Consider the following 12,746-nt stretch of genomic DNA (forward strand, 5'->3'; position numbering starts at 1 on the left):
ACCGCTGCAAGGGCTCAAGGTCCTCGCGCTCGCCATTGGCCTTGATCCGATAAACGTAAAGCGTCATTCCGCTCGTGGGGCGCCGGATGTTCATAGAACGACCTCCAGATCACGAACTGCCGGTTTCAGGTACATCATCGACGCGCCCCACCTACGATCTGAAGCTACGGACACTGAACTGTTCGGGACTGTGTAATTCAGGGGAGAGTGCGTGACCAGGGAGCTGGAACCTGGAGCGTCCACGCAGGCGCTCTATGGCTACGAGCTGCGAAGACTTCGCGAATTGACCGGCAAGTCGGCGAAGGAAGTGGCTGACGCCGGAAATTGCACAAGCTCGCTTGTGTACATGTTGGAGTCCGGAAAGCGTCGTCCCCACATGGAGTTCACCAAGTCGGTGGACGAGCTCTTGGCAGGCGACGGTCTGTTGACCCGAATTCAGGAGGTCATCGATCGAGAGCAGCCGCGCTACCCCAGTGGTTCAAGGGCTACGTGGACGCGGCAACGCGCCACTCGGTTACGGATTTTCGAGGCCCAGGTCATCCCGGGACTGCTACAGACGGCGGCCTACGCGCGGCTCCTCTTCGGTGTGAACCGACCCCGTGATATCGAGAAGCGGCCCATCGAAGTCCGAGTCACGAACCGCATGGCTCGACAGGTGATCCTTCACCGCGAGGACCCTCCGGAAGTGTGGGTCGCCATCCCTGAACATGCACTGAGGACGGCGCTTGCACTGCCAAAGCGCGACGCGGCCGAGCGGTATGAGCATTTGCTCACCATCGCCGCGTTGCCCCACGTCGTACTCCAGGTGATCCCGGATCGCCGTGGGGTACATGCTTGTATGAACGGATCGTTCACGCTGCTCACGAGCCCTCAGGGGGGGTGAGTGCGCTTACGTCGAGACCATGGGCAAAGGCTGGTTGATCGACGTTGAAGCAGAGGTGCGCGAAGCCGAGCGCCGTTACGATCTCATGCGGACGGTGGCCTTGACCCCGGCCAAGTCGGTCGCCCTCATCGAAACGCTACTGATGGAGTGTCAGCAATGAGCACTGCCCCCCACTCGCCTCGCTGGTTCAAGTCGTCACACAGCGGCAACCAGGAGGGAAACTGCGTCGAGACCGCCTTCTTGATGACTGCGGTGGGCGTCCGCGACTCCAAGGACACGAGCCTGGGTCAGATTGCTGTCGACCCCGCGTCCTGGTCGGCCATGCTCGGTGCGATCAAGGCGTGACCTACGCGTAGCGGCCGCTCGGTAGGCCCCGGCCTCTGGCGGGCGTACCGGCCGCCCGGCCCCAGTGCGTTCGTGTAGTCGGCGATGGCTCCTTGAGTGCCCAGTACGCCCAAGAACTTCGTAGCACGCTCGGATCGCGGGCGGGCTGGGCCCTTTCGCCGGTCGAGCGCTTGCTGGGATTTCGGTCGGCATGGGTGGGAAGTGTGGGTTGCCGGCCCGGGAATAATGCGTGGCTTGGGGTGGGGGTGCGGGGTTAGCGTCGCGGGACCATGCGTACGTTTCCCGTTGCCGATCCCGGCGATCCCGATATCCGGTCGGCGGGCCGCTACCTGTTCTGGCTCGCTGTTTGTTCTCGCAAGACGATCACCATGGGAATCCTGTGGGCGTCGATGTGGATGGTTGCCCAGGCCCTGCTTCCGGCCGCCGTGGGCCGTGCGATCGACGCGCTCGAATCGCGCAGCGAGTCGGGCCTGTTCACGTGGTCGGGCGTGCTGCTCGGCCTCGCCGTAGCGATCGGCTTCACCGGCACCATGCGGCATCGCAACGCCGTGTCGAACTTCCTGGACGCCGCCTTTCGCACGATCCAACTCGTGACCCGTCAGGCCACCCGACTCGGCGCGGTCCTGCAACGCCGTATCGCCTCCGGCGAGGTGGTCGGCATCGGTACCTCGGACGTCGACTCGATCGGCGGGATGCTCGACATCACCGCGCGCGGCAGCGCGTCGGTCGTGACGCTCGTCGTGGTCGCCCTGGTGCTGCTGCAGATGTCGGTGCCGCTGGGTCTGCTGGTGCTGATCGGCGTACCGCTCCTGATGGGCCTGGTGTCGCTCCTGCTGCGGCCGCTGCACCGGCGCCAGAACGCCTACCGCGACCTCCAGACCGAACTCGCCGACCGGGCCGTCGACATCGCGTCCGGTTTGCGGGTGCTGCGCGGCATCGGCGGCGAGCGGACCTTCTCCGCGCGCTATCGCCGCGAGTCGCAGGAGCTGCGGGTGGCCGGCGTACGGACCGCCCGGGTCGAATCCGTGCTGGAGGCCGCGCAGTTCCTGGTGCCGGGCGTGTTCGTCGCGCTCGGCACCTGGATCGCCGCGCGGCTCGCGCTGGATGGGCGGTTGTCCGTCGGCGAGATGGTGTCCTTCTACGGCTACGCGGCGTTCCTGACGGTTCCGCTCACGACGCTGACCGAGGCCGCCGACCGCATGGTGCGCGGGCATGTCGCGGCCCGCCGGGTCGTGCGTGTGCTCGCGCTCGAACCTGGCGTGGTCGACTGCGCCGAACCGGTCGCGTGGCCGCCGGTCGGGGAACTGGTCGACCGGCGCTCCGGCCTGGTGGTACGCCCCGGCACGCTGGTCGGGGTCGCGTGCGAGGACCCGCAGGACGCCCCCGAACTCGCCGATCGGCTCGGCCGGTACCAGGACGCGGACGTGTTGTACGGCGGATTACCGATCGCCGAATTCGCGATCGCCGACGTGCGGGCCGGGATCCTGGTCGCGCACCACGACGCGGGGTTGTTCGCCGGGCCGCTGAGCCGCGAACTCACGCCGGGTCGCGGCGCGTCGGGCGAAATCGCCGAGGCCGTGCGGATCGCGAGTGCCGAGGACGTGATCGACGCGCTCGACAAGGGGTTGGACACCGAGATCGCCTCGCGCGGCCTGGAGTTCTCCGGTGGCCAGGTGCAACGCCTGCGACTGGTACGGGTGTTGCTCGCCGATGCCGACACGCTCGTGCTGATCGAGCCGACCAGCGCGGTGGACGCGCACACCGAGGCGCGGATCGCAGGTCGGCTCGCCGACCATCGGCGCGGGCGCACCACGATCGTCGCGACGACCAGTCCGCTCGTCCTGGACACCATGGACGAGGTCGCCTACGTCGAGGACGGCAAGGTCATGGCGGTCGGCCCGCACCGCGTGTTGCTGGGGACCGAACCGCGGTACGCCGCGCTCGTCACCCGAGCCGAAGAGGAGGACGACGCGTGAGCGCCCGCGAGCTGCTCCCGATCGCACCGGCCGCCGCGGTCGCCCGGCACGCCGCGCGGCTGCTGGCCGAGCGACGGCGCGACCTGATCCTGACCGTGGCGCTGTACGCGCTCGCGGCCGTGACCGGGCTGGCCGCGCCCAGGCTGCTCGGGATCCTGATCGACAAGGTCCGCGCGGACGCCCCGACGCACACCGTGGACCTGCTCGGCCTGGGCATCGGGGCGGCGCTGCTGGCCCAGGCGCTGCTCGTACGGCACGCGGCGGTGGCCGCGGCGCGGCTCGGCGAAGGGCTGCTCGCGCAGGTCCGCGAGGAGTTCGTGGACCGGATCCTGGACCTGCCGCTGTCCACCGTCGAGCGGGCCGGCCCCGGTGACCTGCTGGGCCGCGCGAACCGTGACGTGTCGGCGATGTCGCGCGCCTCGCGCCGGGCCGTGCCCGCGGTCCTGGTCGCGATCGTGACGATCGTGCTGACGTTCGCGGGGTTGTTGCTGCTCAACCCGCTGCTCGCGCTGCCGCTCCTGGTCACGGTGCCGCTGCTGATCCCGATCACGTGGTGGTATCTGCGCCGGGCGCCCGCCGGCTACCTGCGCGAGAACGCGGCGTGGGCGCAGGTGACCGACTCGCTCACGGAGACGGTCGAGGGCGCGCGCACGGTCGAGGCGCTCGGCCTGGCCGATCGTCGCCGGCGGCGCGCCGACGAGGACATCGCGGACTCCTACGCGGCCGAGCGGTACACGCTGTGGCTGCGCACGGTCTGGTTCCCCTCGGTCGACTTCGGCTACATCCTGCCGATCGTGGCGACCATGTGCTTCGGCGGCTGGGCCTACCTCCAGGGGTGGGCCTCGCTAGGCGAGGTGGCGACCGCGGTGCTGTACGTGCAGTTGATCATCGGCCCGATGGACGAACTGCTCAACTGGCTCGACGAGGTGCAGGTGGCGGCGGCCTCACTGGCGCGCCTGCTCGGCGTGGCCGACGTACCGTCCGACCGCGAACCGACCGACACCAAGCCCGCGGACGAGACGCTGGTGGCGCGCGACGTGCGGTTCGCGTACTCGCCGGGGCGCCAGGTGCTGCACGGCATCGACCTGACCATCCGGCCGGGGGAGCGGATCGCCGTGGTCGGTCCCAGCGGGGCCGGGAAGTCCACCCTCGGGCGGTTGCTGGCGGGCGTCAACGGGCCGACCGAGGGCGACGTGGAGATCGGCGGGGTGCCGCTCGTGGGGCTGCCGCTGGACGACCTGCGCGGCCGGGTCGCGCTGGTGACGCAGGAGCACCACGTCTTCCGCGGCACATTGCGGGACAACCTGCTGCTGGCCCGGGAGGACGCCGACGACGAGGCGGTGCTGGCCGCGCTGCGTGCGGTCGACGCCGACTGGGTGGACGCGTTGCCGGGCGGCGTGGACACCGAAGTCGGGCCCAAGGGCTTCACGTTGACGGCCCCTCAGGCCCAACAGCTGGCGCTGGCCCGGCTCGTGCTGGCCGACCCGCACACGCTCGTGCTCGACGAGGCGACGTCGTTGATCGACCCGCGCGCGGCCCGGCACCTGGAACGCTCGCTCGGCGCGGTGATCGAGGGCCGCACGGTGATCGCGATCGCGCACCGCCTGTACACCGCGCACGACGCGGATCGGGTCGCGGTGGTCGACGACGGTCGCATCACCGAACTGGGCAGCCACAAGGAGCTGATGGCCGCGAAGGGCGCCTACGCGGCCCTGTGGCAGTCCTGGCACGGGTGATCCCGCCTGCGGTCCGCTTCGGCGTGACCGCCGGCCGGGCCATCCGTGGCCCGGCCGGCGTTCGAGCCGCTCGAAGTCGCGGGAGAGCTCACCGGTCCCCGGCGGCGAGAGCCTCGTGCGTTTCGCGGAGGTGACGCTTGAGGATCTTGCCGCTGGGGTTCTTCGGCAGCGACTCGGCGATCACCACGTACTTGGGCACCTTGAAGCCGGCCAGCCGGGTCCGGCAGTGCTCGATCACCTCGTCGGGCGTGACTTTCTCGCCCGGCTTGGGGACGACCACCGCGGTGACCGCCTCGATCCAGTAGGGGTGCGGCACACCGAAGACCGCCGCCTCGGCGATCGCGGGATGCGCGTGGATGGCCTCCTCGACCTCGCGCCCCGCCACGTTCTCGCCGCCGGTCTTGACCATGTCCTTCTTGCGGTCGACCACCGTGAGGTAGCCCTCCTCGTCGAGCACGCCGAGGTCGCCGCTGTGGAACCACCCGTTGCGGAACGCCTCGGCGGTGCGCTCGGGGTCGTTCCAGTAGCCGAGCATCGTGTGCGGGCCGCGATGCACGATCTCGCCGACCACGCCGGCCGGCACCGGCTCGTCCTGCTCGTCGACCACGACGGTCTGTACGTTCAACCCCGCGCGGCCGGCCGAGCCGGCTTTTCGCTCCTGCTCGTCCGGGCCCAGGATGGTCGCGACCGGCGACATCTCGGTCTGGCCGTAGAAGTTGTACAGCCGCAGCTCCGGGAGTCGGCGGCGGAGCTCGGCCAGCACCTCCACCGGCATCGCCGCCGCGCCGTAGTAGCCCTTGCGCAGACTGGTCAGGTCCCGGGTGTCGAAATCCGGGTGCCGCAGCAGCGCGATCCACACGGTCGGCGGGCAGAACAGCTTGGTCACCCGTTCGCGCTCGACGGTCGCCAGCAGCGTCGTCGGGTCCGGCGCGGGCAGGATGATCGAGGTCGCGCCGAGGTAGACGTCCGGTGTCAGGAAGCAGTGCAGCTGCGCGCAGTGATACAGCGGCAGCGCGTGGATCTCGACGTCGTCGGCCGCCATCCCGCCGTCGATGATCGCGGTCGCGTACTGCGCGATCAGGTTGCGGCTGGTCATCACCGCGCCCTTGGGCCGCGACTCGGTCCCGGAGGTGTACATGATCTGTACCGGGTCGTCGTCGTCCAGTTCGAGCTCCGGTACGGTCCCACCCTCCTCGGCGAGCGCGGCGAACGGCTCCCAGCCGGGCGTCGCGGGGCCGAAGACGATCCGCAGCGCGGTGCGCCCGGCGAGTGCGGCGTCGGCCGTCGCGGTCAGCTCGGTGCCGGCGAGCACGGCGGTCGCGCCCGCGTGCTCCAGGACGTACCCGACCTCGGGCGCGGTCAGCATGAAGTTGACCGGCACGGAGATCGCGCCGAGCCGGGCCAGCGCGAAGTACGCCACCGCGAAGCCGTGCGAGTTGCGCGCGAGCAGTACGACCCGATCACCCTTCGTGATCCCGCGCGCGGCGAGCGCGCCGGCGGTCCGCGAGACCGTGTCGTCGAGCTCGGCGAAGGACTGCCGCAGCTCGCCGTCCACGATCGCGAGCCTGCCGGGCAGCCGGGCCGCGGTCCGGGCGAGCAGGTCGGCGATGCCGTGCCGGCGAGCGTGTACAGCGGTCACGGGGGACTCCTTGCCTCGGTGAAGCACCTGGAGGCGTCATTGTGTCCGGCGCGGCCGTGCCGGGGAAGCGTCTCGACCGCTGAAATGCCCGCGAGGATCCTCGGCGCGCGTAGGTAGGCTTGCCTCATGACCAGCAGCGAAGCCTCCGCAGTCCTCGACACCGCCCGTCGCGCCCGGGAGGCCGCCGCCGTCCTCGCGCCACTGACCCGCAGGGCCAAGGACGACGCGCTGCTCGCGCTCGCCGACGCGCTGACCGCCCGCTCGGCCGAGATCGTCGCCGCCAACGCGGAGGACGTCGAGCGCGCCCGGTCGGGCGGTACGAGCGAGTCGATGATCGACCGGCTCACCCTCACCGACGAGCGGATCGCCGCGATCGCCTCCGACGTGCGCGACGTGGTCGGCCTGCCCGACCCGGTCGGTGAGGTGCTGCGTGGCTCGACGCTGCCCAACGGTCTGGAACTGCGTCAGGTGCGGGTGCCGCTCGGCGTGGTCGGGATCATCTACGAGGCCCGCCCCAACGTCACGGTGGACGGCGCCGCGCTGTGCCTGAAGTCGGGCAACGCGGTGCTGCTTCGCGGCTCCTCCTCGGCCTACCGCTCCAACACCGCGATCGTGGCCGTGATGCGCGACGCGATCGTGGCGGCCGGGCTGCCCGCCGACGCGATCCAGCTCGTGCCCGGCGAGACGCACGACTCGGTGAAGGAGCTGATGACCGCCCGCGGCCTGGTGGACGTGCTGATCCCGCGCGGCGGGGCCGGCCTGATCCGCACCGTGGTCGAGGGCTCGACGGTGCCGGTGATCGAGACCGGCGTCGGCAACTGCCACGTGTACATCGACGCGCAGACCGACCTGGAGATGGCCGTGAACGTCCTGGTCAACTCCAAGGCGCACCGGGTCAGCGTGTGCAACGCGGCCGAGACGCTGCTCGTGCACGCCGACGTGGCCGACGCCTTCGTGCCGCTCGCGCTCACGGCCCTGAAGGACGCCGGCGTGACCGTGCACGGCGACGCGGCCGTCCAGGCCTTCTCGGCCGACGTCGTGCCCGCGACCGACGCCGACTGGGACACCGAATACCTGTCCTACGACATCGCCGCCGCCGTGGTGCCCTCGCTGCACGACGCGGTCGCGCACATCCGCCGGCACTCGTCGGGCCACACCGAGGCGATCGTGACCACGTCGCAGGCCGCGGCCCGGGAGTTCGTCAGCCTCGTCGACTCGACGGCCGTCATGGTCAACGCCTCGACCCGGTTCACCGACGGCGGCCAGTTCGGGTTCGGCGCCGAGATCGGCATCTCGACGCAGAAGCTGCACGCGCGCGGCCCGATGGGCCTGCCCGAGCTGACCAGTACGAAGTACGTGGTCGTCGGCGACGGCCACGTGCGTTCCTGACTCCCGATCCGGGGCGGGCGCCCGGACCGGTCCGATGAATCGGTATCCATCCGGGGGCCTGCGGTAATACTGTCTAGGAGTGCCCGATTCACCAGGGCCAGAGTTCCCGGACGGCCCAGACTTTCCCGAGTTCTCGGAGGATGAGCTCTCCTCCGTCGTCTTCGACGAGTCGTTCGTGCGCGCGGCCCGCGTGCACGAGCCCTCGGCGAACGAGCGTGGTGCGGCGATCGATCCTGCGCCGACACCTGCCCCGGCCGCGCCCGAGCGGACCGACCAACAGGCCGAACGCGTCGACCGTTCCGACTGGTTCGACGACGGGACGTACCCACCGGACGGCGAGGACCCGTGGCGGGCCCGCACCGTGCCCGTGCACGATCCCACCCCGGTGCTCCCGCACGTCCCGACCTGGTTCGCCGGCGAGCCGTGGGCGCGCGCCGCGCGGGCCACGCGCTGGCGGCGAGGGGTCGCGTGGGTGCTCGCCGTCCTGATGGGCGTCGGGGTGGTGGCGATGGCGGTGACCGCCGTCTACCGCAGCGGATCCTCGCAGGGCCCGTCCGCTCCCCGGCAGCCCTCGGTCGGCTCCGGGCAGAGCGCGACGACCGACAACAACCCGGTGTTCGCCCCGCTGCCCGGTCAGGACACGTCCCAGGTGCGGATCACGGTCGGGCCGGGGGATTCCGGCGCGGTCGAGGGCTCGGCACCGGTGGTGTCGCAACCCGCCACGGCCCGCTCGGGACCCCGCTGACCATCCGTCAGATCCCGCTGTCCACGCACATATCCACCCGCTCGCGGGCGACCTAAGCTGGATGCATGTCCGGACGGGGAGTGCCCCCCGAAGGCCCGAACCGGGGCGGGCCCGACGGCGAGGACGAGTTCAGCGCCGTCGTCTTCGACGCGACCTTCGTACGCGCGGCGGGGCTGCACGAGCCGTCCGCGCGCGAGCGGCTGCACGGGGGCAAGCGCCCGCACCGGCAGCGGCGGGTGTTCGGGGTGCGGGTGCGCACGCTGCGGGGCGTCCTCGGCGCGCTGATCGTGCTGGGCGTGATCGGCGGCGCGAGCTTCCTGGGCGCCCGGCGGGCCGCGACGCCGCAGCCCCGTCTGGACATCGGCGCGGCCGTGTTGCAGCGGATCTCGCTCGCGCCGCCGATCGGCTACGCGCCGGGCCCGCTGCCCGCCGACCCGTGGCTCGGCGGCCCGGCCGCGGCCTGGGCGCAGGGCGTCGCGGGCATCGTCTCCGGCGGGCCGCGTGCGACGACCCATTTCACGGCCACGCAGGTGCGCCAAGCGCTGGACCTGGTCCGTGAGTTCGTGGTCGGCACCCAGCTCGACCCCGCGGTGCTGCGCGGCGGTCGGCCGTGGGCCGCCATGCCGCTGCTGCGGCAGGAACAGCGCGATCAGCTGAGTTCGGCGCTGCTCACCGCGCACGACGACGACTCGGCCGCCCCCACCGGATGGGTCACCCGGTTCGACCCGGCGAGCGTACGGCTCCTGGACGCAGCGGCCCGGGTGGCCGGCACGTTCGCGGTCGCCGAACGCTCGCGCGACGACCTGGTGGTGATCGCCGACGTGGTGTTCGTGTACGCGGTCGGCGAGGTCGGCGGGCCGGGCTGGACCCGGTTCGTGGTGCACCGGGTGTGGGACTTCCACCTGGACTCGGCCATGGTGCGCGACGGCCTGCTCCAGGTCCGGCGGATCCTGACGGTCGCCGGGCCGCAGGGTTGCGACGCGGACGCGTCGGTCTGGTTCCGGCCGGCCTTCGCCGGCGGCGCGCAGACCGACGCGCCGCCGGCGGCCCAACACGTGGACCCGTACCGTGCGCTCACCGCGGCGGTCGGCTGCGGTCGCCTGGCGGGCCCGCCCTGACGGAGGCTCAGGCGCCGCCCGCGCCGTTCGTGGGAGTCGCGCCCGGCTCGTCCCGGCGCCCCGCGAACTTTTCGCGCAGCTTGCCGCCCGCGTCCGCCGCGCCGTCGGCGAGGTCGCGCAGCAGGCCGAACAACGGGTCCGTGGTGGTGCGTACCGACTCGCGGTAGGCGTTCGCCGAGGCCTTGGCCTCCTCGCGCACCGACGCGTTCGGGTCGTCCTCGCGGCGCGGGTAGTCGCCCGCCATGATCCGCGTGTACTCCCCGCCGTCCGCCCACTTGCGCAGCTCGGCGACGCGGACCACCGGGAACGGGTGCGAACGGCCGAGCAGGTTCATCAGCTTGAGCACGCTGTCGCGCAGATCGCCCGCGCCCTCGTACTCCGCGGCCTGCTCCAGGAACGCGTCCGTGCTCATCTCGTGCAGTTGCGAGCCGCCCGCGACCTTCATCAGCGCCCGCATCGACACCTCGGGGTCCTGCCCGACCAGCAACCCCGCGCGGTCGCACGACAGTTCCGACTTGCGGAACCACTCCTGCAATGCGGCGATGATCGCGTGCACGCCGAGCGAGCCGAGCGGGATCCCCGACAGCGCGGAGGCGAACCGGGTCAGGATCAGCAGCATCGTGCGGTACACGGCGTGCCCGGACAGGATGTGCCCGGTCTCGTGTCCGATCACCGTGCGCATCTCGTCGTCGTCGAGCAGTTCGACGAGCCCCGAAGTGACCACGATGAACGGCTTGTCCATGCCGATCGCCATCGCGTTCGGCTGCGGGTCCTGCATGACGTACAACTCGGGTACGCGCGGCAGGTCCAGGATGTACGCGGCCTCGCGGCTCATCTCGTGCAGTCGATGGAACTGCTGTTCACCCACGCGCACCGAGCCCGCGAGGAACGCGAGTCGGATCGCGCGTTCGGAGACCATCCCCGACATCTGCTTGAGAACCGTGTCGAACCCGCTGAGCCGACGCATCGCCACCAGCGCGGCACGGTCGGCGGGATGTTCGTACGCCCGGGAGGAGATCCCGGGGAAGCGCCTGCGCCCCTCGAAGGGCCCGATCGTCTTGTCGTCCGGCATGCTGTGCCCCCTTGCCTCGACCTATCTGCCCCCAGACTAGGTGTGTCCGCTCGCGGAAGCAGAGGGTCGCCCCCGGGAACCTGGCCGCGCGACTCACTCTCCGCGCCCGTACCATGTCGTCCGCACACGTCGGTAAAAACTACGCAAGGGCTGACCACGGATGAGCGAGCACGCGACGACCGTCCTCACCACGCTGGCCAACGAGGGCGGCAAGCACGAGAACCTGAACGGTCTGGGCGCCGGGATCGGCGCGCTGGCCGCGCTTCTCGTACTGCTGTTCATCGTCACGCGCTTCAACAAGGACCGCTGAGTCGGGCGGGCAGCGCCGCGTAACAAGGGTCGCCGAGCAGGGCTGTTACACACGGCACTTGCCGGGGCCGTCATATCGGGCCGCCGAACACGGACCGTCGCGTGCGGTGTGCCGATCCTGTACCGGATCGCCGGGGTGCCACGTTGCCATCCCGGCGCTTTGTCGTGCGCGTTATGGTGACGCCACGTCAGGGGAGGCCGGGGAGGGCTCGATGCGCACATTCGCCATGGGCGAGAAGGCGAGGCTGGACGATTCCGCCATCAGGGTGGAGATCGAGGTGTCGGGCGAGGGCCTGGCGGCGTACTGCTTCAGCCTCGGTTCGGCGGAACCGGATGTGGTCTGTACGGCCCGTCCCGCGTCGTTGACCAGCGCGGTCGCGCTGGTCGCCGGCGGCACCGGCACGGCCGAGTTCCACGTGGACCTGTCCGCCGTGGACGACGTGGTGGACCGGCTGGTCTTCGCGATCGGCGCACAGGCGCCGGGGTTCGGCGACGGATCGCTGATCCGGGTGCTCGGCGCCGACGGCGAGATCGGCCGCTTCGTGTTGCCGGTCGAGGACCTGACGCGTGAACGCGCGCTGATCCTGGCCGAGGTGTACCGGCGCGACGGGTGGCGCTTCGCTGCGGTGGGGCAGGGCTACGAAGAGGGCCTGGACCAGCTCGTGCGCGATCTGGGCGCGGACCCGGAACAGACGTTGATCGCGTCGGCGGTGATGGTGGTCGAGGAGGTCGAGCCGGCGGCCGAGCCCATCAAGCCCATCGAGGCAGCCGAGCCCGCTTCCGAGCCGGAGTCGGCCCTCGAACCGGACCCGGACCCGGACCCGGACCCGGACCCGGACCCGGACCCGGAGCCGGCTCCCGGCCAGGCTCCCCAACCGCCCGCCGACGTGGAGCAGTCGCCGGCTTCCACTCCTCCTTCCGCTTCCGCGCCGGCCCCCGCCACCCACGACGGCCGCGGCGACAGGGTGCTCACCTTTACCCGACCGGTCGAATCGGGCCCCTTCCTGATCGAGCTGGAGGCCCGCGGCACCGACAACTTCGTGGTGTGGACCCTGGACTCCGAGCTGGAGACGGACAAGCTCCTGGCCAACGCGATCGGCGCGTACCGCGGCCGGGCCCTGGTCGACGAACGCGGCGGCACGACCACCCGCCTGAAGATCGAGGCCGACGGCGAGTGGACCGTCCGGCTGTTCACCCCGGACGCCGCCCGGCTCCTGACGGACCGTCTGGAGGGCACCGGCCCCGAGACGGTGCGCTGGGACGGACCGCGCACCGTGCTCGCGATGACCCACCGCGGCGCGAGCAACTTCATCGTCGGCACCTTCGCCGAACACGCCGGCGCGGACACCTACCTCGGCACCCTGGCCAACGCCATCGGCGACTACGACGGCGAGTCGATCCTGCCCAAGGGCCCCTGCCTGATCGAACTCGAAGCCGACGGCCCCTGGACGCTGACCGCGGTGAGTGGCTGAGCGGGCGGCCCGGAACGCGACGAGGCCCGGGCCGCCGTCACCCGATCGGCCCGACACGCCCC

Annotated in this window: 12 protein-coding genes; 10 read left to right on the forward strand and 2 right to left on the reverse strand. The window is 71.2% G+C overall.

Annotated elements, in window-relative coordinates:
- Positions 1-211 precede the first annotated feature (211 nt).
- From OG928_RS22955 to OG928_RS22975, 5 genes are all read left to right on the forward strand, one after another.
- Positions 212-883, forward strand: a complete 672-nt coding sequence (locus OG928_RS22955) for a helix-turn-helix transcriptional regulator (RefSeq protein ID WP_406286767.1) — start codon at positions 212-214, stop codon at positions 881-883.
- 19 nt (positions 884-902) lie between these two features.
- The gene (locus tag OG928_RS22960; protein ID WP_406286769.1) at positions 903-1,043 is read left to right on the forward strand and encodes a hypothetical protein; all 141 of its coding nucleotides are present in this window, start codon (positions 903-905) and stop codon (positions 1,041-1,043) included.
- Positions 1,040-1,228, forward strand: a complete 189-nt coding sequence (locus OG928_RS22965; protein WP_406286770.1) for a DUF397 domain-containing protein — start codon at positions 1,040-1,042, stop codon at positions 1,226-1,228. The genes OG928_RS22960 and OG928_RS22965 overlap by 4 nt, the downstream gene beginning before the upstream one ends.
- Before the next feature lie 269 nt (positions 1,229-1,497).
- Positions 1,498-3,204 carry an ABC transporter transmembrane domain-containing protein gene (locus tag OG928_RS22970; RefSeq protein WP_406286772.1) on the forward strand — a complete coding sequence of 569 codons (1,707 nt, stop codon included), beginning with the start codon at positions 1,498-1,500 and terminating at the stop codon, positions 3,202-3,204.
- Positions 3,201-4,940, forward strand: coding sequence for an ABC transporter ATP-binding protein (locus OG928_RS22975; RefSeq protein ID WP_406286774.1), 1,740 nt, complete (start codon positions 3,201-3,203; stop codon positions 4,938-4,940). The genes OG928_RS22970 and OG928_RS22975 overlap by 4 nt, the downstream gene beginning before the upstream one ends.
- 88 nt (positions 4,941-5,028) lie before the next feature.
- On the opposite strand, the gene OG928_RS22980 is transcribed toward OG928_RS22975, so the two are convergent.
- Positions 5,029-6,579, reverse strand: a complete 1,551-nt coding sequence (locus tag OG928_RS22980; RefSeq protein ID WP_406286776.1) for a fatty acyl-CoA synthetase — start codon at positions 6,577-6,579, stop codon at positions 5,029-5,031.
- A gap of 126 nt (positions 6,580-6,705) precedes the next feature.
- Between OG928_RS22980 and OG928_RS22985 the strand changes: the two genes are divergently transcribed.
- From OG928_RS22985 to OG928_RS22995, 3 genes are all read left to right on the forward strand, one after another.
- Positions 6,706-7,968 (forward strand): glutamate-5-semialdehyde dehydrogenase, encoded by a 1,263-nt coding sequence (locus OG928_RS22985; RefSeq protein ID WP_406286778.1) that lies wholly within the window; start codon positions 6,706-6,708, stop codon positions 7,966-7,968.
- 79 nt (positions 7,969-8,047) lie between these two features.
- Complete coding sequence (locus tag OG928_RS22990; RefSeq protein ID WP_406286779.1) at positions 8,048-8,713, forward strand: hypothetical protein; 666 nt, start codon at positions 8,048-8,050, stop codon at positions 8,711-8,713.
- A gap of 65 nt (positions 8,714-8,778) precedes the next feature.
- The gene (locus OG928_RS22995) at positions 8,779-9,831 is read left to right on the forward strand and encodes a hypothetical protein (protein WP_406286781.1); all 1,053 of its coding nucleotides are present in this window, start codon (positions 8,779-8,781) and stop codon (positions 9,829-9,831) included.
- Between the two features lie 7 nt (positions 9,832-9,838).
- Here the strand turns inward: OG928_RS22995 and OG928_RS23000 are convergent, their stop codons facing one another.
- The gene (locus OG928_RS23000) at positions 9,839-10,903 is read right to left on the reverse strand and encodes a M48 family metallopeptidase (RefSeq protein ID WP_406286782.1); all 1,065 of its coding nucleotides are present in this window, start codon (positions 10,901-10,903) and stop codon (positions 9,839-9,841) included.
- Between the two features lie 160 nt (positions 10,904-11,063).
- Here OG928_RS23000 and OG928_RS23005 point away from each other — a divergent pair, with 160 nt between their 5' ends.
- Together OG928_RS23005 and OG928_RS23010 are read left to right on the forward strand one after the other, a co-directional pair.
- Positions 11,064-11,213, forward strand: coding sequence for a hypothetical protein (locus tag OG928_RS23005; protein WP_406286784.1), 150 nt, complete (start codon positions 11,064-11,066; stop codon positions 11,211-11,213).
- A 211-nt stretch (positions 11,214-11,424) separates the two neighbouring features.
- Complete coding sequence (locus OG928_RS23010; protein WP_406286785.1) at positions 11,425-12,684, forward strand: TerD family protein; 1,260 nt, start codon at positions 11,425-11,427, stop codon at positions 12,682-12,684.
- Positions 12,685-12,746 lie beyond the last annotated feature (62 nt).

Origin of the sequence: Embleya sp. NBC_00896 (assembly GCF_045207785.1) — a bacterium.
Taxonomy (GTDB): domain Bacteria; phylum Actinomycetota; class Actinomycetes; order Streptomycetales; family Streptomycetaceae; genus Embleya.